The organism is Secundilactobacillus pentosiphilus (genome assembly GCF_002217985.1).
GTDB classification, from domain to species: Bacteria; Bacillota; Bacilli; order Lactobacillales; family Lactobacillaceae; genus Secundilactobacillus; species Secundilactobacillus pentosiphilus.
Genome location: NZ_BCMI01000006.1, coordinates 42,988 through 64,446, shown reverse-complemented (window position 1 = coordinate 64,446; position 21,459 = coordinate 42,988). Strand labels below are relative to the sequence as shown.

Here is a 21,459-nt window from a genome sequence, read left to right as displayed (position 1 = left end):
CTTGCTTTTCTCAACTACACATTTAAATTACCACGCTTCCAGAATTCGTGCAAGCCCTTACATTACTTTTATAACGCAAAAGCTACCAAGTAGCCCATGGGTGTAGGAATCCTTTTTTCTGAAAAAATGTTTGTATTTTCTTTCACATTTTTTTAATTTCATTTTTAGTGCCTGATATGCTAGAATTAGTTATTAAAGCACTTGTTTTTTCAATTTCGGAGGTAATTTTCGTGATTTTAATGAAAGACATCGTCAGAGACGGTGATCCTGTTCTCCGACAAGAAGCTGCTAAAGTCAGTTTCCCATTATCAGAAGAGGATCAGAAGTTGGCTGACAATATGATGGAGTACTTAAAAGTTAGTCAGGATCCAGATTTATGCAAAGAATACGGACTGCGTGCCGGTGTGGGTTTAGCCGCACCACAAGTGGGTGTCTCAAAAATGATGGCAGCTGTGTTAGTTCCAGCTGAAGAGGGTGCAAAATCCCCCTTTACTGATGTCATCATTAACCCAGTTATCATTAGTCATTCAGTTCAAAACGGTGCCTTAACTGAAGGTGAAGGCTGCTTATCTGTAGACAAAGACGTCCCCGGTTTCGTACCGCGGCATGACCGAATTACCTTGCGCTACCAGAACACAAAGGGTGAAACTAAAAAAGTTCGCCTCAAGAATTATCCAGCCATCGTTTGCCAGCATGAGATCGACCATCTTCATGGTATCCTGTTTTACGATCATATCAACAAGGATAACCCGTACGAAGTTGAAGATAACACGATCATGTTCGAATAGTGCTAACCGTTATGGCAACTTCTAAAAAGCATTTGACAAAACAGCACCTTAACCCGTCTTTTGATGGGTCAAGGTGCTGTTTTGTTAGGGACTAGGGTTGTCCCTTGGCCTTGGGATCTAACCGGTGCAAGTCCTGGATGTATTCAATCGTCGCCTCATTGACTAGATAAGCAACGCCAAGATGGATTCGTTTAGTATGCCGCCAAGCATCCGTGACCAGAAAGGCTGATTCCCCGGATGCAACTGCCGACGGAATTTGATGGTCCTGACAAAACTCAGCTAGGATATGATTTAACCGCTGTCTCAGAATCGGCAACTGCTCATCTGTCACTTGGTCAATTAATACCAAGTACTCAAAGGCCATTACCCCCCTGCCCCAGCCATCCAGAATGATGTTAGCATCCAAAATGGTTGCGGGGGCTGAAATAAAGTGCTCATCCGCTAATCGTTGAAGGGCAGCCTTAACCGCCACGTTAGTTTGTTCCAGTGCAGTACTTTGCGCTTTCTTAGTGTTACGGCGCACAATGACATGATGAATCAATAAATATAGCCCAACTGCTATCGCAACACCAATTAAAATCGTTATCGTTCGATTCAAAGCCAACCCTCCCTTTTTAAATTTATACTACCACAATTCAAATACCAACTCCTGTAATCTGCAGTCAGGTCTGAGTGCAAATCCTACTGTACTCCCTCTAATCGTTGGAAAACTATACAATTTTATTCATATATGATAATATGTTACCAACTGTTGTTCATTAACAACGAGACGTTCGGTACAAATAAAAGATCGGTTAACGATCAGTGCAGTAAGTAACTGTATTTATAGAAAGGAAGTAGACAATTTCACTATGATTTTTAAAGTTTACTATCAAGAAGACCAGATTCGCAACCCCAAACGTGAGGATACGAAATCGCTTTATATCGATGCCGCTACGGAAGTTGAAGCACGTGCCTTAGTTGCTGAAAACACGAAGCACAACATCGAATTCATCGAACCACTTGAGGGCAAGTTCCTTGAATACGAACAAGAAAACCCGGACTACAAGTTGACGGAGTTCAATAAATGAAAAAATTAAACGTCAAAAACAACGAAACAGCGATTTTTGGCGTTGGTGGTTTAGGCGAAATTGGGAAGAATACATACGGTATTCAATTCCAGGATGAGATTATTCTGATCGATGCCGGAATTAAGTTCCCAGAAGATGAATTACTCGGGATCGATTACGTCATTCCTGACTATCATTATTTGATTGCCAACCAGCAAAAGATTAAAGCACTGGTCATTACCCATGGTCACGAAGACCATATTGGTGGTGTTCCCTACCTTTTAAAGGACTTAAACGTGCCAGTCTATGCTGGACCACTAGCGCTTGCGCTAATCAAAAACAAACTAGATGAACACGGTTTGCTGCGAACAGCTGAGCTTCATGAAATCAGCGATGATACCGTCTTGAAGTTTCGCAAGTTGAGTGTGGAATTTTTCCGAACGACCCACTCCATTCCCGATACTTTAGGTGTCGCTGTTCATACACCATCTGGCGTTATTGTCCAGACTGGGGATTATAAGTTCGATCTGACGCCAGTTACTAACCAGCCGCCTGATCTGCAAAAGATGGCACGGCTTGGTGCAGAAGGTGTTTTGTGCCTGATGTCAGATAGCACGAACGCTGAAAAACCGATTTGGACGAAGTCAGAAAAATGGGTTGGTAAGTCTATTCGACGGATTTTCGACCAGGTTGATGGCCGGATTATTTTCGCGACTTTCGCCTCAAATATTTCCCGAATGGAAACCGCCTGTGAAACTGCACTCTCCCATGGCCGTAAAATTGCGGTCTTTGGCCGAAGCATGGAAGCTGCCATCGTCAATGGTCGTGAACTGGGATATTTGAATATTCCAGACGATGCGCTCATTGATGCAAACGAATTGAAGTCCCTACCAGCTAACAAAGTCATGATTCTTTGTACTGGTTCTCAAGGTGAACCAATGGCTGCCCTTTCACGGATTGCCAACGGCACCCACCGTCAAATTTCAATTCAGCCTGGAGACACGGTTATCTTCTCAAGTAACCCGATTCCTGGTAATACTGTCAGTGTTAACCACGTGATCAACGAACTTGAAGAAGCTGGTGCCAACGTCATTCATGGTAAAGTGAATAACATTCATACTTCTGGTCATGGTGGTCAAGAAGAACAGAAGCTGATGCTCCGTTTGATGAAGCCGAAGTACTTCATGCCAATTCATGGTGAATACAGAATGCTCAAGATTCACACGGAACTAGCTGAACAATGTGGTGTGCCGTTAGATCACAGTTTCATTATGGAAAACGGTGATGTTTTAGCGCTCACCAAGGATTCAGCCCGAATTGCCGGACACTTTACCGCAGGCGATGTTTACATCGACGGCAGCGGTATCGGCGATATCGGCAACGTCGTGCTGCGAGACCGTCAGCTGCTTTCTGAAGAAGGCCTAGTGGTGGTTGTGGCAACGATTAATTTGAATGATAAGATCATTCAAGCTGGTCCGGATCTGCTCTCACGTGGCTTTGTTTACATGCGTGAATCAGGAGAGTTACTGAATGAAGGCCGTCGTTTGGTGTTCGCCACTATTCGCCGAGCAATGCGTTCCAAGAAAGCCAACGAAGCCTCGATTCGTAACGCCATCATTGATGACTTGCAGAACTTTCTTTACGAAAAAACTGAACGTCATCCAATGATTTTACCAATGCTGATTATGGATTAAACCAATTAAAAAATAAAAATAAAAGTCGCCCACTTTGATTGTGGACGACTTTTTCTATCTACTAATAACAGTTTGCCTCTCAATTGATTTTAACTGATTATTGCGGCATTTTTCTCATCACATTCTAACCAAATCTGAACATTTCAATATGGTTCCTGTACGTAAAGTCGGCTATAATAAGAAAGTATGATTTTTGTAAGCTATTGGAGGATGAGTTAGGTGTCAGTTAGTTACTACATCATTTTAAACGAGTTTGCTGGTGGGGGCAGCGTCAAAAAACGGTGGCCGGAAATCCAGTCGGCACTTGACGAACGTCATGTCGACTATAAGGTTGTCCGCTCCGCGTATTCTGGACACGCCCAGCTTTTGGCAAACCAGTTTGCGAAAGCACACGCTGACGATACCCCAACCGAACAGCCGCGTTATGTGGTTCTGGCCGTTGGCGGTGATGGTACTCTTCATCAAACAATCTCTGGATTAGCAGAAGCTAATTTAGAACACCCTATTCCAGTGGCCTACTTACCTGTTGGTTCTGGTAATGATTTTGCCAGAGGAATCAAAATGGCCACTAACTGGCGTGAGGCCCTCAACCAAGTTTTAAATTGTACCGCTGAAAATTGGCTCACAGTGGGTTCTTTCTTTGATACAAATAAACAGGCCCGCGGCATCTTCACTAACAACGTAGGCATTGGTTTTGACGCTGCAGTGGTGACTTCCGCAAACGGGACACAGACTAAAAGCTGGCTCAACCGTTTGCACCTGGGAGGCCTTAGTTATCTGGCTGTCATTATTGGCGTTTTTTATAACCAGGAGGCTTTCCCGCTGACTGTCCACATTGGACAACACAGAGATATCTACGCTCATGCCTATCTGGTTACCGTGACAAACCACCCCTACTTTGGCGGAGGCGTTAAAATTGCACCTCCGGCATCAGTGAGTGACCCCAATCTTGATTTGGTTGTTATTGAAAAAGCCAATATCTTTAAACTTCTTTTTATATCATTAATGATATCAATGGGTAAACACTTAAAGTTAAAATCTGTTCACCACTACCATCATAATAAAATTCATTTGATCGTTCCTTCTATAGAATACGGTCAAATTGATGGTGAAGAAATGGGTGGGCGCTATTGGGATACTTATTTTGAAACTAAACAATACCCCTTCTGGATTGATCCCACCATTTAAGTCTGCTTTTTCTAGATATTTAAAGCATTCAAAAAAGCCGAACTACCAGTATACTTACTGTTAGTTCGGCTTTTTTGCTTTATTACTCTGCGCCAAGTTAAAGTTAATCCTCAGACGCCGCCATCGCTTCTAAAATCATATTCAAATAATCGCATTTTGCTGAAAGTTCTTGCATTTGTTGCCCATACTTCGGCCTAATCGTAATCGTCTGTTGATAACACGGTTCAACCTGTCGAGCTTCAGTTGCCTTTAGTTCATCTAATTTTTCATTTGCTTTTCGATATTCAGTGAGGATCTCAGAACGATTACTCATCACCTATACACCTTCTCAATTGCAGAATAGTTGTTTAAGTCATTTCAAAACAAGAATGACTATAACACCAAACTTCTGCTTTGTGAACCATCTTTTTCAAGAAATCTTTGAAAATACTAACGATTAAAATCGACTGAAAATAAAAGACCCGGACGCTTGTCTGCCAAACCCCGAGTCTAAATATTAGCTCTAAAAAACAATTATTTCACTGTTCCAGCAAAACTTGGTCTAAAGTACGGATTGATCGATTGAATCTGTACGTTTTCACCAGGTTCAGGTGCAGCAACATACTGGTTATTGCCGATGTAGATTGCCACGTGATAACTGGCACCTCTGTGACCCCAGAATAAGAGATCCCCAGGAACTGCTTTACCGACAGAATGGGTCGATACATGGGACTCTTGGGCAACTGAATTATGCGGCAATGAAGTGCCAACTGTGTGGGCATAGACGTAGCTGGTAAAACCTGAGCAATCCATTCCTCTTAGTGAAGAGCCACCCCAAACGTACGGAATCTTTTCCGAAGCTAACTTGACAGCGTAACCGGTGACCGACTTCACTGGTGTAACAGCAGCATCAGCTTTAACCGTCTTCTTAGCCTTGGGTGTCTTAACAGCAGTTCGTTTAACTTTTGAAACACTCTTCTTGGCAGCAACCGGCTTAGTAGCTGAAGTTACAGACCGCTTAGCTGGTGTCCGTTTAACCGTAGTGGTTGCCTTAACTTTTGCGGCTGTTCCCCTAACCTTTAAACGCTGACCAGCATAAATCACATCACCACGTAAGTGATTCAAGGACTGCAACTGACTCACAGTGACCCCGTACTTAGCACTGATTTTGTGCAGCGTATCCCCCGACTTAACTCTGTATGTAGAGGCTGATCTCGTTGCTTTAAATGATGATGCGTGATGCTTAGTCACTTTAGTTTTAGGCGTTACAGGCGTTACTTTTTTAGTCGTTGTCTGCGTGTTTTGATTAACATTAGCTTGTTTAGCCGTCTTAACTGCCGTTTGCTTAGAAGCAGCCCCGTTATTAACAGATTTAACAGACTTTACGGGTTTAACTGACTTTGTGGGTGTTGCAGACGTATTAGTAGTAGCTGAGGCTCCTAAAACAATCTTCTGCCCAGCAAAGATGGCATCTTTACTTAAGTGATTAGACTTCTCGATTGAGTTAACCGATACGCCATACCGATTGGCTAACTTCCAAACAGTATCCCCAGATTTTACAGTAACTGTTTTAGCGCTGGCCTGAAGTGGTCCGGCAAACATAAATCCGGCAGCTCCAATAACACCAGCGGTGATGACTTTGGTCGTTGTGTGTTGTTTTCCCAAATCAGATCACCCCTCCTAATTAATTCTTCATGAATGCGTTTTACAGAAATTACATGTTCATATTAACACACTTTCTAAAAAATCAACAAAAAAGTTTAAGATTTTCTTGCGATTAGCAATTTCTAAAAAAGCTTTCATCTTTAAGTGTACTTTCTATCGCGCTATTTAACGGACTTTGTAGCATACAAAAAAACCAGTTGCCATTCTCATGAATATTAACAACTAGTTATTTTTTTGTGATTATTCAATTATTTTTAGCTTAGTAAAAGGGAAATTTTAAAACAAATTGTTAAAGAAAGTGACAATTGATTGCCAAATTCTGCTTAAAGCTCCCATGATTCCGCTTGTATCGGCATTGCTAGCAAAATCTTTTAATTGCGCCATCTTGTTACCTACCGAGTTACTGATGCTGCTTGCAACTTGTTTAGCATTATCCACGTAGCTGGAAGTACCGGAAACTGGTGCTTTTTGAACGTTGCTTAGAGCCACTACGATGTTGTTTGTGACGTTTGAAGCCGTTTGAGATTGAATGCCCTGCTTTGCTAAAGCATCGTCAAGCATTTGCCTGATTTCATCCTTCGTTGCGTACTGATTATTTTGTTGGCGCTGCTTAGCTAAATCAGAGGATACACTACCAACTGCGGCCATCAGCTTACCAGGATATTTCTTGTCACCTTTGTTCTGGTTAATCGCCGGCTGGGTCGCATCCATAACACCATTTGCCGCTTGAGTATTCTGCTGATTTAAAGTTAACCCATCCGTGGCCAATGCTTTATAAACACCGGTGAGTGCCGATTCTCCAGAAACCGTCTTATCGGCCGTCACAGTGATAATCACATCTTTAACCCCGGCCATCGTTGCAACCATGGCATATTGTTGTGACGTCACCTGAGTAATATTGTTTTGGCCATCAAAATCGGCAATATTAACTTTAACCCCAGTACCAGGATCTGCTGGTGCCAGTGACACCGAACTGATCATACTAGCATCACTGGTCCCGGCAGAATTAATGTAAGTCGCATAATCCGAGCCGGTAACGGTTAAACTCTGGTAGTTTGACTGAGCCCCCAAAGCCTTTGAAACGGCATCTTTATCTTCAGATGCCAATCCCGAACCATAAACCACGTACGGCTTTGACAAGGCCTTGGTCTGGACCGCTGTCCCGGATGACGCATTGGCTGAATCAGAACTGGACGTCACGTCATTAGTAGTATCAGCGACTGCCGAAACTGGTGCACTGGCACCCAGTAACAACAGCAAAGCGCCACTAATTAAACTCATACGAACTGCTTTTTTCATCATGAAATCCTCACTTCATCTAAATTAACCTCAGTGTAGCACGTCTAATAAAAAGCTGAATACCTCTTCAGCAATCTTGGCAGATTTATAAGGTTATAAGGACCGGTAGATCAATCGGCCAATTTTTGCCATGATGGCTATCACCGCCAACCGGTCGGGGATCCCCCAGGTTAAAACCGCCACGTCGATAAAGTTGCCGTTTTTTGAAAAGCGGGCAACGTCGTGGTCGATTAAAGGCCCTTCACCGGTTTTATTATAGATCTTCACATCAGTCGCGATTTCGTCCATCATGAGGGGCAGTTTACCGCGAAATTGCTGATTTAAAAACCACTTGCGAGTCTGCGGATAATTTTGCATTAACTGCCTAAAAAGACGTAACGCATCAAAGGCTGAAATCAAGTTTTCATTGCCCGCCGCCTGAGCATCCGTATCCATTAGCCTGCGCTGAAGTTTGGTCTCTTGGTACTCGTTTTTAATTAGCCACTGGTTAACCGAAGCCTTCGACAAGTGGTCGATCATGACATTGGCAGCGTAGTTATCCGAAACTGATATCATTAATCCTAAAATATCGCTGATTGTCCAATCCGATTGTTTTAATTGTTTCAAGACCCCAGCACCGCCAACCATCGGTGTGCGAAAAGTGCTGATGGAACGATTTAAATCTTCATGGTGTTCAAACTGTGCTGCTAAAATTGCCAGTTTGATCAGCGAAGCCGCTGGCATTTGTTTATGCTCCTGAAAGCCGTAAACTGGCTTATCTGTATGATACATGCAGATTGAAACTGATTCTTTGTATGGGGCAATTATCTCGTTAATGTCTGTTTGCAAGCTCATTGCCAATACCTTCTTGCAGCCACAAATTCCGGAGCATAACGCATCTCAGTCAGCTTAGCAATATCGACTTGTTTACCCGGTGTGCGTGATTGGATCATTTGGCCGTCACCGATATACATGCCAACGTGGTGGACAAATCCCTTCCCATGCTCATAGGCAAAAAACAGTAAATCTCCAGCTTGCAGGTTCTCCGGCTTCACTGGTTGACCATTATTGCGCTGATCATCAGCATCCCTAGGAATCTCAAGGCCAAGCACCCTGTGCAGGGTATACATCAAACCGGAACAATCAAAGCCATAGGGTGAAATTCCCGCCCATAAATAGCGTAGACCTAAAAACTGCCTTGCCATGGCAACCATTTGTTCGCCTGCTGTTATTTTCTTTACAGCAATCGTCGTACTCTTGGCGGGTACATAGCCCTCACCTAGTGGGGTAGCCACCCGCAGCCAGTCACCTTCCGCAGCCAGCTCGGTTAATTCAGTCCCCATGACGATCTCAAAAACTGGTTTTTGCTGTTCATCATACAGCTTTGCAAATGGTGTCGTGATGTGAATGTCAGCGATTCCCTTTGCATCGGTTACTCCTTGAGCTGACAACAGCTTAGTCGGCACCCAGCCAGCGTAGCCCCTTTCATCCGCGTCATCTTTTTGACTGGTCAGGTATACTTTGGCCCAGCCATTTTCGACGTGATCAATTATCACTTCATCGTTAAAGACGGCTTGTGTTTCTAACCGCTTCGAATCACATAGATCAATCGTCTCTGCTGCTGTCATGCCAGCCACCCACTGCTTCGTATCACCATCGAGTGCTAGCTGATCAATGTCGCGTGGCGCCGTTGGGCTAGTCCACAGCGTTGCTACAGGTACTATCACACGTCTTTTTTCCATCCGATCACCCCCACTTTACTTGGTTTGAAACTCAATGCCTAAACCCGCTTTGGCAGGAATTTTGATTGCCGAACCGTCGTGTGTAATGCCCCCCGTCGTTGGTTGGGTCTCAAACATCATGGCAGCATCCAAATCGTAATACTGAATGTTACCCTTGGCAGCTGCCATTTCAGCCGCTGCTGTCACCGAAACCTGTGATTCGATCATACTGCCCACCATGCACGGAACGCCAAAGGCTTCGGCAATTGCATTAATTTTCAAAGCATTATCAATCCCGCCCGCCTTCATTAGCTTGAGATTAATAATATCACAACCGTCCATTTTCAGTAGTCTTAACGCATCCTTGACAGAAAAGATACTTTCATCAGCCATGATCGGGGTATCCGTATTCGCCGTCACGTAAGCTAGTCCTTCAAAATCATCTGCCGGAACTGGCTGTTCCACAAGTTCGATTGCTAGGCCTTCTGCAGCCATCTGATTGATCATTTTAGCCGCCTGTTTTTTACGCCAGCCCTGATTAGCGTCAAGCCGGATCTTCACGTCCGGGCCAACCGCCTTTCGAATCGCGCGAACCTGCTTTAGATCTTCAAATGGCGATTGACTGCCAACCTTAACCTTTAAAGTGCTGAACCCGTCTGCCACCAACTGTCTAGCGTGACGGACCATCTCATCGGCACTGCCGACACTCACCGTGTAATCGGTCGAAATCGTCTGCCGGTAACCGCCTAGCAGCTCCAATAGCGAGACACCATAATGCTTTGCCAATAGATCATTGACCGCAATGTTGACGGCGGCTTTAGGGCTATGATTGCCAACTAATGCGTTATCAATAGCCCGTTTAACGCGTTCTGGCTGATTTAAAGAGCTCCCAATCAATTTTGGTGCGATCACCTTTTCCACTGCATATTGAATACTGGCGGAAGTGTCGCCCGTAATGGGTGCTGTTGGGGCAGCTTCCCCTAACCCGACAAAGCCATCAGAATCGGTCAAACGCACAATCAGACTGCTAGCTGTTGTCACGGTCCGTAACGCCGTTTTGAACGGCGATTTAAGCGGTACTGCAATTGGAAACGTTTCAATTTTTTTAATCGTTAATGCCATCACATAACCCCCAAATTTTCCATTGATAATTGCTTCAAGTTTACCCCAATTCCGTGTTCGACACTAAATACTGAGATCATTTGGCTCAAAGCGAAACCGTTTTTTGTTATAAGTCAGCTTGCCCGCCGCTTCTAACTTATTCACAACCTGACCAGCTGTTTCACGAGTGGTCCCGCTCAGTCGCGCTAATTCAATCAGGGTAATGGGATAAGGAATCAGCACGTCACCTTCTGGGGCCTTTTCGCCCATATCGGTGCCAAAGATACTTAATGCTTGGATGACTCTGGCTGTAGCGCTAGAAGTCACTAATCTTTGCAGCCGATTTTCCATTCGGTCAAGTAACTGACTCATTTGTCTGATAACTTGCCGGGTGACCAACGGATTTAAGGAAACGATGGCTTCAAAGCTTGCCATCGGTACCGAAGCAATCGTAATGGCCGTTAATGCAGTAGCCGTATAGGGAAAATCTTCATCAGTATACAGTCCGCGGTAAGGGAACCCCTTAATTGCTTTCACGTAATTAATGAACGAAAAGTTACCCGTTTCATCCTGCCGTTCCAAACGTACTACACCTTTGATCACGTAATAAAAAGACTGTCTTGGATCCCCGTGGTCGAATAGAACTTGACCTTTAGGATAAGTTTTAACACTTAAATCATGGGTCAATTTGGTAAACTCTTCCTCAGTAAAATCACAAAATTCAGGCAGTTGACGCAAATAATGGCGGTACGTATCATCCGAGTGCAGCATGAGTTGGACTCCCTTCTTATCTGGCTATTATTATACGCCAAATGATTTTAAATTTAAGTTTGAACTTCAAGATCTCAAAAAGGGCCTGTGACTTAAGTCTATATTGATAAGGATTCCAGTTGATTTCTTGACTAAAGCACAGCTTAAAATGTACGCTGGTTCAATACTGAAATATAGCCTTAGCCTGCTCCACAACTCAGATTCCGGCCATATAATGCCAAATGCACCATCCCAATAAAAACCATTGGGATGGTGCATTTGGCATTATATTCTGGAATCTACCGAGTTGTATCACACCCTCTTGATCACTGTGACCAACTTTAACTTAAACGCTGGATTCAGCATTGACCATTGAAACAATCGTCCCTGACCCGTTCTCGATAAATTCGCCCAGGTTGCTTAATGAGGTGATCACAGCTTGCCCCTCCGGACGATGCGTCACAAATTCAATCGCTGCTTCAACCTTGGGCAGCATGCTGCCAGGTGCAAACTGGCCATCAGCAATGTGCTGTTGCAATTCACTGATTGAAACTGTATTCAGTCGCCGCTGTGCCGGTGTATTGAAATTCACGTACACGTGATCTACGGCCGTTAAGATGATCAACTGATCTGCACCTACCCGTTCAGCCAGTTTTTCTGACGCAAAGTCCTTATCGATCACGGCCTCTACGCCTGCCAGTTCGTGCTCGCGACGAACCACCGGGATGCCACCGCCGCCAGCCGCAATCGGGATCACACCGGCGTTGACTAACTGGTTCACTGCCCCCGCTTCAACAACGTCGATTGGCCGCGGAGAAGCAACGACCCGGCGATAGCCCCGGCCAGCATCTTCCACAAAGTGAAATTCCGAATGTGCTGTTTTGAGGGCCGTGACTGCTTCATGGTCATAAAAAGGACCAATGGGCTTAGTCGGTGCCCCAAACGCTGGGTCATTTTCATCAACAACGACCTGGGTGACCACCGTGGCAACGTCCATCTCTAATCCCAGAGCTGTCAATTCCGCGGCCATCGCGTTTTGCAGCCAATAACCGACACTGCCTTGAGTCATGGCGACTGCGGTGTCTAACGGCATTGCGGGATTCTCCGGTGTGCTGCCGGCCGCCTGCTGTAATAAAAGGTTCCCTACCTGCGGGCCGTTGCCATGGGAAATGATTAGTGAATCACCCTGCTGAATAAATTTGACCAAGTATTTAGCAGTTTCTCTTAACGCGCGTTGTTGCGCTGCTGCACTGGCATCATTAGCTAAAATCGCGTTACCGCCAAGTGCCACCACAATTTTTCGTGCTGTCATGGGAAATCATCCTTTCTGTCAATGTCCCTGCTGGTAAAAACAAAGGGGGCACTGGGCAAAATACCAGTCGGATTTTGCCCAAGCCCCCTAAAGCAGAATTTAGTTTGCTAGACCCTTGGGATAAACAAGTTACCCAACGTTGCTGCCATCATCGCTTTGATGGAATGCATTCTGTTTTCAGCTTCCTCAAACTGACGTGCATACTTGCTGCGGAAAACTTCATCCGTAATTTCCATCTCAGTTAAGCCATACTTTTCTTGAATTTCTTTACCATAATCGGTAGTTGTATCGTGAAACGCGGGCAGACAGTGCATCACGATCAATTGATCATCCGGCGTACCCGTCTTCTTCAAAGCCGCCATGTTCACTTGGTAAGGCTTTAGTAGATTAATGCGTTCTTGCCAGTTATGCTCACCCATGGAAACCCAAACATCTGTATACACGATATTTGAACCTTTCATCCCTTCATCAAGGTCATCGGTAATCAGCAGTTTAGCACCTGAGTCTTTGGCAAAACCGTTAGCCAGGTCTTGAATCTCCTGTGCGGGATGTAATTCCTTTGGTGCCACAATGTGAATGTTCACCCCAAGAATGGCGCCGGTAACCAATAAGGAGTTGGCCATGTTGTTACGACCGTCACCCATATAAGTCAACGTTAAGCCCTTTAAGTGACCAAAATTTTCCTTCACCGTCATGAAATCAGCCAGCATTTGAGTCGGGTGCCATTCATCCGTTAATCCATTCCAAACCGGGACCCCTGAAAATTCAGCTAACTGTTCAACCACTTTTTGACTAAAGCCACGAAATTCAATCCCGTCAAACATACTGCCAAGCACCTTGGCTGTATCTTCAACTGATTCCTTTTTACCCAGCTGAATATCGTTAGCACCTAAAAATTCTGGGTGCGCACCTAAATCAATTGCTGCAGTCGTGAATGCCGAACGGGTCCGTGTAGAGGTTTTCTCGAACAGTAAGGCAATGTTCTTACCTTCCAGGTAATGATGCGGTATACCCGCTTTTTTAAGCGCTTTTAAATGTAATCCAAAATCAACCAAATAGTTCAACTCAGCGGCACTAAAATCTTTTTCGGCCAGCACTGACCGTCCTTGAAAAACGCTATTTTTAAATTCTGTCATCGTAATAGCTCCTTTTTTTTAGGTTATAGATCTTCCCGTACCAGTGGCATACTCATGCATCTTGGACCACCACGGCCCCTTGAAAGTTCGCTGGAAAGAACTTCTAGAACTTTAAGTCCATGTTCACGCAGTACCTGATTTGATACGTAGTTTCTATTATAGGTGACTACCACGCCAGGTGCAATCGCCAACGTGTTGGAACCGTCATTCCACTGTTCACGATCAGCGATAAGCGGGTCACCGCCACCAGTCGGAATTAAATCGATCTCATCAAGCCCTAGCACGTCTTTTAGAACTTGTTTGAGGTTCAAATGATGATCCACATGCAGCTCACCATTCTGGTCTTCCGTAATGGTCCAAGTATCAATTTGACCGCCTTCACCCAAGATCCCCGGATGAACCGTAAATTGATCATGGTTGATCATCGTAAAGACCGTGTCTAAATGCATCATAGCATGGTTATGCGGAATCCGAATTGCCAGCACTTTTTCGAAGCCGCTATCGTGTTCAAACAATCGGCGGGCAATATCTTCAATGGCGTGCGCTGAAGTTCGTTCAGACACACCAATGGCAATCACGGTACTGCTCAAAACTAACTCGTCGCCGCCTTCGATTCGACCAGGCTGGTTACGGTCACGCCAAACGTGCAAGCCGTGGTCTGCAAACCTAGGGTGGTAGTCAATGATTGTTTCCATAAAGAACGATTCACGCTGTCGAGCGGGGAAGGTCATATTGTTAATGCTGAGCCCGTCCCCCAGTGACGCAGCAGGATCCCGGGTAAAATACAGGTTCGGCATCGGGTCCAGGAAGAATGGATAATCACGTTCTTCGGCTGCACTCACTAAGTCTCGCGGTACGAGATCCAGTTCGTTTTTCCGCACGCCGGCCATGAGCTTAACGATCATTTCAGCGGTTGGCATACTTAACAAATAGTTTTTAAGTTCATGATGAATCATCCCAGCTGCGTAACCGGATTCAGTTAACATTTTGTCTAAGAATGCCGTTTTGACTTCAGAACCGTCAGCGTCCAAAGCTTCCACCACTAATTTTTCGAGGTACAGCACTTCAGCACCGTTTTCTCTTAGGGTATCGGCGAAGTTATCGTGTTCCTTTTGAGCAATGGGTAGGTAAGGAATATCATCAAATAAAAGCCGTGGCATCATTTCCGGGGTGAAATTTTCAACTTCAGTCCCTGGTCTTTTCAACATAACAACATCAAGTTTACCAATTTCTGATGTCACGTGGATTGGTTTAGTCATGGTCATTACCTCCTATCTCTATTAGACATCTTAATCATAAGCGCAATAACAATTCGTTTCACCGAATCCTTCACAGTTAAAATGCCAAGAATTTCACATTTTAAAGCGGCGAACAATAACTTAAAATAAATATGCAAAAAAAGGTGTATATTTAAGACTTGTGCCTTAAATATACACCTTTTAATGCATATTATTAGAAAATTAAAATTAAATTAAATATTTTGTATAGGAACATATTACCAATATATCGGGACTATTCGTGCTTTAGTCAAACTAAATTCATATTTGTTTCACATTTTTAGTGTATGCCAGACTGTATTAATTTCACGCTATCACGGGTGATTAATTCTAGTGGTAACTGTTTGTCCTGGTGAGTCAGCCGCGGGTTATTCAACCGTTCAATTAACAGTTCCGTAGCTACCTGTCCCATTTCAAATGCCGGCTGGTGGATCGTTGTCAGCTTTGGTGTCACAAAGTCAGCTAAGTCAATATCATCATAACCCATGATCGACAAGTCATCTGGAATCTTGATCCCCTGTTCCTGGACACCACGATATAAGCCAATGGCCATTTCATCGTTAATGCAGAAAACGGCGGTCGGCTTCTTAGCTAACACCGTGGCAGTCGCCTGGTAGCCGCCCAGCTTAGTCATCGAAGTTTGCACCACCATCTCATCAGCGAGGGTCAAGTGATACTTGGCCATGCCGGCACGAAAACCGCTGATTCGCTGCTGAATATTGTGGGTGATGTCTTGGCCGACTAACAGCGAGATTCGGCGGTGGCCCTGTGACAGCAAATAATTAGCCGCCATTTGACCGCCTTTATAATCATCCACCCAAACCCGGTCGCCAATTTGAGCATCGTTTTGGTCAAACAGCAGATAGGGGATCCCATTTCGTGTTAGGATGCGGTCAATATCATTCGCGTCTAAAGTTGCACTAGCAATAATTAACCCATTTGCCGCCCGTTTAATCAACTCTTCAAGATACATGCTTTGAAGTTTTTGATTCTGATTGGCATCAAAAATAATCGGTACAAAGTGGTGTGACTGTGCTACCTGCTGAATACCCTTAATAAACATACTAAAGAAGGGATTCGCCAAGTTAGGGACTAAAACACCAATCGTTTGGGTGGAGCCCATAATTAAATTGCGAGCGTTGTAGTCAGGTACGTAGCCTAACTTTTCCTGTAATTTGAGCACCCGGTCTCTGGTATCGTTACTAAACCGGTCACCTTTGCCATTTAGAATCTGCGAAACCGTTGTGACTGAAACCCCTGCGGCTTCTGCCAAATCCCTAATTGTCACTTTTTGCGCCACAATATCCTCCTCATTACGACCTGGTTATATTAAAGCGGTCCCCCAAGCTTATTCAGATCGTCCTGGAATCTCTATGTACTAAAGCCCCCATTTCAAGCAACCTTGAGATGGGGGTAAGCTATTCAATTAGCCTTTGATGATTGCATCAATTTTTTCCAATTCGTCAGCAGTAAAGCGAATGTTTTGAACGGCTTGTAAGTTGTCTTCCAAGTGAGACACCTTTGAAGCACCCGTCACAACACTCACAACCACTGGGTCTTTTAATAACCAAGCGAGGGACATTTGCGCCATGGTCTGGTTACGATTCTGGGCAATCTCATTAAGCTGATTTAACTTTTCCGTTAATTTAGCACGTCCTTGATCCATCACGTCAGTGCTGCTCCAATGGATCTGAAAATCTTCTGGAATCCCACCTAAGTAACGGTTAGTTAATAAGCCTTCTGCTAACGGCCCGTAAGCAACCATCCCAAGATTATTTTCCTTCAGGGTATCCAAAACGCCATCGTCTTCAACTTCCCGGTTTAGCATGTTGTAAGACAACTGGTTAACCACAAACGGCGTGTGCAGCTCTTTAAAGATCTTCAGGATCGCCTTAGTTTGAACGTTGTTATAGTTTGAAATACCCACGTAAAGCGCCTTACCAGACCGCACGATGTCATCCAGTGCAACCGCCGTTTCTTCAGGATCCGTATTCGGATCAAACCGGTGACTGTAAAAGATATCCACGTAGTCTAAGCCCATCCGTTTCAAACTGCCATCTAGCGCGTTGATCAACGTCTTGCGGGAACTCATGGCACCGTATGGTCCCGGCCACATGTGGTAACCAGCCTTCGTTGTAATGACCAGTTCATCACGGTAGGGCTTTAAATTAGCCTGGTAAACTTGGCCAAATAACCGCTCCGCAGCACCTGAACCAGGGCCGTAATTGTAGGCAAGGTCAAAACTGAAAATGCCACTATCAAACGCTTTTAAAATAACCTTTTCACTGTCTGAATAATTAGCTTCGTCGCCAAAACTATGCCACATGCCAAACGACACTGCTGGTAACTGCAAACCCTTGTTGCCAGCACGACGAACGGGCATCCGGCCGTCGTAACGATTTTCATCCGCTGCATACATATTAATAATTCTCCCTCTCTTGTAATTGGTACATATCAATTTTAAAAGGAGAACCACACCCGGTCAAGGGGAAAACCATGTGAATATGCCCATTACTAAAAGTATTTAAGCCATCGTCTATTTACGACTGTAAACTTAATTTGACGGCGTCACTTACATGACCACCAGCCTGTTTTAATAACGCCTTAGCTTCCGCAATCGTCCCCTTAGTTTCAATCAGTAAAATAGCCAAGGGAACGTTATTGCCTGCCCTGTCCAGTGCTCTTTCTGCAGCTAACGTCGAAGTCTGCGTTGCAGAAGCAATGATGCGTTTCGCCCGCCGGTTGGTCTTTTCATTAGTTGGGACCACGTTGATCATCAAGTTTTGGTAAACTTTTCCAGAACGAATCATGATTCCACTGGAAACCATGTTCAGTACCATTTTTTGCGATGTTCCGGCTTTCATGAGGGTGGCACCCGTAATCACTTCAGGCCCCACGATCGGACAAATGGCCACGTCTGCGTTCTGCTGCAGCGGGCTATCGGTAACACACGCCACTGCAATGGCTAAGGCCCCAACCTTTTTAGCATAGCGTAAGGCGGCTACCGTGTACGGCGTTGCCCCACTAGCTGCGATCCCGATAACGATATCCTTTTCGTTTAAGGTCACTTTTTTTAAATCATTTTCAGCTAATTCAGCAGAATCCTCCACCCCTTCCAGAGTATGAAACATGGCTTCGGGCCCACCCGCAATAATGCCGAAGGTCTGCGATTCTTCCAGACCGTAAGTCGGCCGCAGCTCAGTGGCATCCAGGACCCCCAATCGACCGGAAGTCCCAGCACCGATGTAGATTAACCGGCCACCAGCATCAAACCGCTTCGTTGCTAATTTGATGGCCTTTGAAATCTGCGGCAGCTGCTTTTGAACTGAACGTGCCACACGCTGATCTTCACGGTTGATAATCGCCACCATTTCATCGGTATCAACTTGATCGATATGGGTAGAATGCCGGTTACGCTGTTCGGTTAATAAATCTTCAAAGTTCATTTTAAATCCTCCACTTTCATAAAACGCCCCTGAACTGTAAGGAACTTTTTTAATTGTTATCGCTTTCATTTCCTATTATTCAGGTATATCATGTTTTAATGAAAATTTCAAACCAATTCGCTTTTGAAGCCCGTTTTTTCACGTTTTTTTGAAAAAATTAGGTCAATAAGCAAACCCTTTTGTAAGCAATAACATTTTTGCTAGGCTTGAAACCCAGTAGAAATAACCAACAAAAAAGCTTAAAAATCAATCGTACACGACTGGTTTTTAAGCTTTTGCTCATTTCACATTTAAGTGATTGCTATTTAGTTAAGTAAATACTTTTAAGCCCTTTGCTCATACCGGCTGGGTTCCAGACATAGCCGTGGACATTTGGCCGCCATAGTTCCGTGGTAGATGGCTGATACAGCGGGATGACACCTTGATCCTTCATGAGAACCTTTTCCGCATTGACCAAATCTTGGTAGCGGGCTTGCTGATGATTGGCATCCGTTGTCTGGGAAGCATTGATCAGCTTGTCGTATGCTTTGTTGGACCACTTACCATTATTAGTCGGGTTATTAGATTCTTGCAGGCTCAAGAAGTTAATTGGGTCCGCAAAATCAGCTCCCCACAGTGAAACAACTAAGTCAAAGTTACCGTTTGAAGAACGCGCCAGTCGATTCTTGTAAGGCACGTTATCAATATGGACGGTCAGACCCGGCAGTTTCTCGAATTGATCCTGAAGGTATTGGGTAGTCGTCTTCGCCTGATCAGTATCGTCACTCAGCAACGTTAAGGTCAGCTTCTTTTGACCGACTTCTTTCATTCCTTGAACCCAAAGTTTTTTAGCGTTGCTCGAATTATAGGTAACCCCAGATTTAACGTAAGCGTCCGTTGCAAAGTCCGCGTTCGTCTTCGGATTTCTACTGAGGTTAGTTGAGACAAACCCTTTCGGGGCGGTAGAGCCGTCACGTAACACCTTAGTCGCCAAAGCCTGCTTATTGATGATCTGCGAAAGCGCCTGGCGAACCTTGACGTTTCTCAGTGCTTTGTTCCGCTTTTGATTCATTTGCAGGTACATCATTGAGCCGCCTTCAAACTTCTTGAAGCCCTTGTTATTTTGATAGTTGGCCACTTGGGTTCCCGTCAACGGCGTCACGTCAAGTTTGTTTTGGTTGTACAGGTTAAGCCCAGTGCTGGGGCTCTTCACAACTTGGTATTTGATCTGGCTTAAATGAACGTGCTTTTTATCCCAGTAATTGGGATTCTTCTTTAAACGCCAAGTATTATTCGTTCCGTTCCAGCCAGCCACTTTGAACGGCCCGTTGTTAGAAACGTCTTGGCTATTGTTACCATACTGTTTACCGTACTTGTTCACAGCGGACTGCTGCTCTGGGAAGAACGTTGGAAAAGCTAATAACAGTTTAAAGTATGGTACTGGGCGACTCAAAGTCACCACCAGCTTATCCTTGCTTGGAGCAGCAACGCCTAGCTGGTTGGGACTCAGCTTTCCTTTTTGAATGGCACTGAAATTCTTAATGCCGTTAAAGAGGTAAGCGTAATTAGCAGCTGTTTTAGGATCAGCAGTCCGTCGCCACGAATAAACGAAGTCCCGTGCTGTCACGGGCTTGCCATCACTCCACTTGTCGTCTTGGCGCAGGTTAAACGTATAGGTTAACCCGTCCTTAGACACCTGTGTTTTGGTGGCCAACGCGTTTTCAATTTTTGAATGATTCCCTAGACGATATAAACCTTCGTTCGTGGCATATAACGCCGTCAAGCTAACTGATTCAGATGCTGCTGAATTATCTAATGTTGAAATCGTATCGGTGGTGCTGAGGTTAAGCACTTGACTATTAGCCATTTGCTGACTGCTGCTGGTTTTTGACTGACCGCAAGCAGCCAACGTCAAAGCCAAAGCAGCACCGCCAATACCTATTAAGATTTTTTTTAATGTCATGTGACTTATTCTCCGTCTCTAGTCTGAAATTTTTAGTCTAAAACAAACAAAACATTGTCTCTTCTCAATGTGAACAGACAATGCATCAGTAATCGATCTCAGGCGATTAAGGTTTTAATTAATGAAAAGCTGTCCCACACTCTGCTCAGAATAAATTCGCCGAATGGCCTGACCCATTAAATCACCTACTGAAATGATTTCAAGTTTATCGAACATTTTGGCTTCGGGCATTTGAATCGAATCGGTCACGACCACTTTTTTCAACGGTGAGTTTTTCATCTGAGTAACGGCGTTTTTACTAAATACCGGGTGAGTTGCCACGGCGTAAATATCGTTAGCGCCGGCGTTTTTCAACGTTTGTGCTGAAATTGAGATGCGCACGGCAGTGTCAATGATATCATCTACTAAAATGGCGTTTTTACCCTTAACTGAACCAATGACTGCCTCAGCGGAAGTCGTTGATTTGTCAGGGTCCCGATTATCAATAATTGCCAGCGGCGCCTGCAACAAGTCCGCCATTCGACGGGCTTTTGATACCCCGGCATGGTCTGGGGAAACCACCACTAAATTATCCGTTAAACCATGGTCAATAAAGTAACCGGCTAATAACGGCGTGGCTTCCAAATGATCCATTGGAATATCAAAGAAGCCTTGCAGCTGGGCTGCATGCAGATCAAGGGTCACGACCCGGTCGACCCCATCATCTTCTAATAACGACGCGATCAACTTGGCTGTAATGGGTTCCCGGGAACGTGCTTTGCGATCGGCACGGGAATACCCGTAGTAAGGAATCACCACCGTAATCGAATAGGCACTGGCACGACGGACAGCATCCACCATGATCATTAATTCCATCAGATTAGTATTAACGGGATCCGAAACCGATTGAATCAAGAAAATATCGTCGCCACGAATACTTTCATCCACGGTAATTGAAATCTCACCGTCACTAAAATGCTTAATTGTTGCCTTCCCCAGCTCAACGCCAGCTGCTGCAGCGATTTTTTCTGCCAGCGGCTTGTTTGAATTTAACGCAAACATCTTTAATGGATGCGTAGTCTCACTCTGATTTGGCATGTTTTTCCTCCAGATTTGATATTATCAACTAAACGACTTAAACAAATAGTACACTA

General features: G+C 44.6%; 20 protein-coding genes. 4 read left to right on the top strand and 16 right to left on the bottom strand.

Annotated features, from left to right (window positions below; translation table 11 throughout):
* Positions 1-230: 230 nt before the first annotated feature.
* The gene (def, locus tag CES81_RS04570) at positions 231-788 is read left to right on the top strand and encodes a peptide deformylase (RefSeq protein ID WP_089088539.1); all 558 of its coding nucleotides are present in this window, start codon (positions 231-233) and stop codon (positions 786-788) included.
* A gap of 91 nt (positions 789-879) precedes the next feature.
* Here the strand turns inward: def and CES81_RS04565 are convergent, their stop codons facing one another.
* On the bottom strand, positions 880-1,386 hold the full coding sequence (locus CES81_RS04565; RefSeq protein WP_089120865.1) for a hypothetical protein: 507 nt from the start codon (positions 1,384-1,386) through the stop codon (positions 880-882).
* A 253-nt stretch (positions 1,387-1,639) separates the two neighbouring features.
* Here CES81_RS04565 and CES81_RS04560 point away from each other — a divergent pair, with 253 nt between their 5' ends.
* The 3 genes from CES81_RS04560 to CES81_RS04550 all read left to right on the top strand — a co-directional run bounded on the left by CES81_RS04560 (position 1,640) and on the right by CES81_RS04550 (position 4,719).
* Positions 1,640-1,858, top strand: coding sequence for a DNA-directed RNA polymerase subunit epsilon (locus CES81_RS04560; RefSeq protein WP_089088541.1), 219 nt, complete (start codon positions 1,640-1,642; stop codon positions 1,856-1,858).
* The gene (gene rnjA, locus CES81_RS04555; RefSeq protein ID WP_089088542.1) at positions 1,855-3,531 is read left to right on the top strand and encodes a ribonuclease J1; all 1,677 of its coding nucleotides are present in this window, start codon (positions 1,855-1,857) and stop codon (positions 3,529-3,531) included. The genes CES81_RS04560 and rnjA overlap by 4 nt, the downstream gene beginning before the upstream one ends.
* 219 nt (positions 3,532-3,750) lie before the next feature.
* Entirely contained in the window at positions 3,751-4,719 is a 969-nt protein-coding gene (locus CES81_RS04550; RefSeq protein ID WP_089120864.1) for a diacylglycerol/lipid kinase family protein, read from the top strand.
* Positions 4,720-4,822: 103 nt separating this feature from the next.
* Here CES81_RS04550 and CES81_RS04545 read toward each other — a convergent pair whose 3' ends face one another.
* The 15 genes from CES81_RS04545 to CES81_RS04475 all read right to left on the bottom strand — a co-directional run bounded on the left by CES81_RS04545 (position 4,823) and on the right by CES81_RS04475 (position 21,403).
* On the bottom strand, positions 4,823-5,032 hold the full coding sequence (locus CES81_RS04545; protein WP_089088544.1) for a hypothetical protein: 210 nt from the start codon (positions 5,030-5,032) through the stop codon (positions 4,823-4,825).
* Between the two features lie 200 nt (positions 5,033-5,232).
* A complete protein-coding gene (locus CES81_RS04540; protein WP_089120863.1) occupies positions 5,233-6,363 on the bottom strand; it encodes a LysM peptidoglycan-binding domain-containing protein in 1,131 nt (376 codons plus the stop codon).
* Between the two features lie 276 nt (positions 6,364-6,639).
* Positions 6,640-7,665, bottom strand: coding sequence for a DUF1002 domain-containing protein (locus CES81_RS04535; RefSeq protein ID WP_089120862.1), 1,026 nt, complete (start codon positions 7,663-7,665; stop codon positions 6,640-6,642).
* Positions 7,666-7,755: 90 nt separating this feature from the next.
* Entirely contained in the window at positions 7,756-8,496 is a 741-nt protein-coding gene (locus CES81_RS04530) for a serine hydrolase (protein WP_089120861.1), read from the bottom strand.
* Positions 8,493-9,383, bottom strand: a complete 891-nt coding sequence (locus tag CES81_RS04525) for a C40 family peptidase (protein ID WP_089120860.1) — start codon at positions 9,381-9,383, stop codon at positions 8,493-8,495. The genes CES81_RS04530 and CES81_RS04525 overlap by 4 nt, the downstream gene beginning before the upstream one ends.
* Positions 9,384-9,398: 15 nt before the next feature.
* On the bottom strand, positions 9,399-10,484 hold the full coding sequence (locus tag CES81_RS04520; protein WP_089120859.1) for a mandelate racemase/muconate lactonizing enzyme family protein: 1,086 nt from the start codon (positions 10,482-10,484) through the stop codon (positions 9,399-9,401).
* Positions 10,485-10,547: 63 nt separating this feature from the next.
* Positions 10,548-11,234, bottom strand: coding sequence for a Crp/Fnr family transcriptional regulator (locus CES81_RS04515; protein ID WP_089120858.1), 687 nt, complete (start codon positions 11,232-11,234; stop codon positions 10,548-10,550).
* A gap of 325 nt (positions 11,235-11,559) precedes the next feature.
* Positions 11,560-12,525, bottom strand: a complete 966-nt coding sequence (arcC, locus tag CES81_RS04510; RefSeq protein ID WP_089120857.1) for a carbamate kinase — start codon at positions 12,523-12,525, stop codon at positions 11,560-11,562.
* A gap of 107 nt (positions 12,526-12,632) precedes the next feature.
* Positions 12,633-13,661: an ornithine carbamoyltransferase gene (argF, locus tag CES81_RS04505; RefSeq protein WP_089088552.1), complete on the bottom strand. Its 1,029-nt coding sequence runs from the start codon at positions 13,659-13,661 to the stop codon at positions 12,633-12,635.
* A gap of 23 nt (positions 13,662-13,684) precedes the next feature.
* A complete protein-coding gene (gene arcA, locus CES81_RS04500) occupies positions 13,685-14,920 on the bottom strand; it encodes an arginine deiminase (RefSeq protein ID WP_089120856.1) in 1,236 nt (411 codons plus the stop codon).
* A 298-nt stretch (positions 14,921-15,218) separates the two neighbouring features.
* Positions 15,219-16,238, bottom strand: coding sequence for a ribose utilization transcriptional repressor RbsR (gene rbsR / locus CES81_RS04495; protein WP_089120855.1), 1,020 nt, complete (start codon positions 16,236-16,238; stop codon positions 15,219-15,221).
* 126 nt (positions 16,239-16,364) lie between these two features.
* The gene (locus CES81_RS04490; protein ID WP_089120854.1) at positions 16,365-17,357 is read right to left on the bottom strand and encodes an aldo/keto reductase; all 993 of its coding nucleotides are present in this window, start codon (positions 17,355-17,357) and stop codon (positions 16,365-16,367) included.
* Between the two features lie 121 nt (positions 17,358-17,478).
* Positions 17,479-18,384, bottom strand: coding sequence for an N-acetylmuramic acid 6-phosphate etherase (murQ, locus tag CES81_RS04485; RefSeq protein ID WP_089120853.1), 906 nt, complete (start codon positions 18,382-18,384; stop codon positions 17,479-17,481).
* A 301-nt stretch (positions 18,385-18,685) separates the two neighbouring features.
* Positions 18,686-20,326 carry a peptide ABC transporter substrate-binding protein gene (locus tag CES81_RS04480; RefSeq protein ID WP_089120852.1) on the bottom strand — a complete coding sequence of 547 codons (1,641 nt, stop codon included), beginning with the start codon at positions 20,324-20,326 and terminating at the stop codon, positions 18,686-18,688.
* Between the two features lie 114 nt (positions 20,327-20,440).
* Positions 20,441-21,403, bottom strand: a complete 963-nt coding sequence (locus tag CES81_RS04475) for a ribose-phosphate diphosphokinase (protein WP_089088558.1) — start codon at positions 21,401-21,403, stop codon at positions 20,441-20,443.
* Positions 21,404-21,459 lie beyond the last annotated feature (56 nt).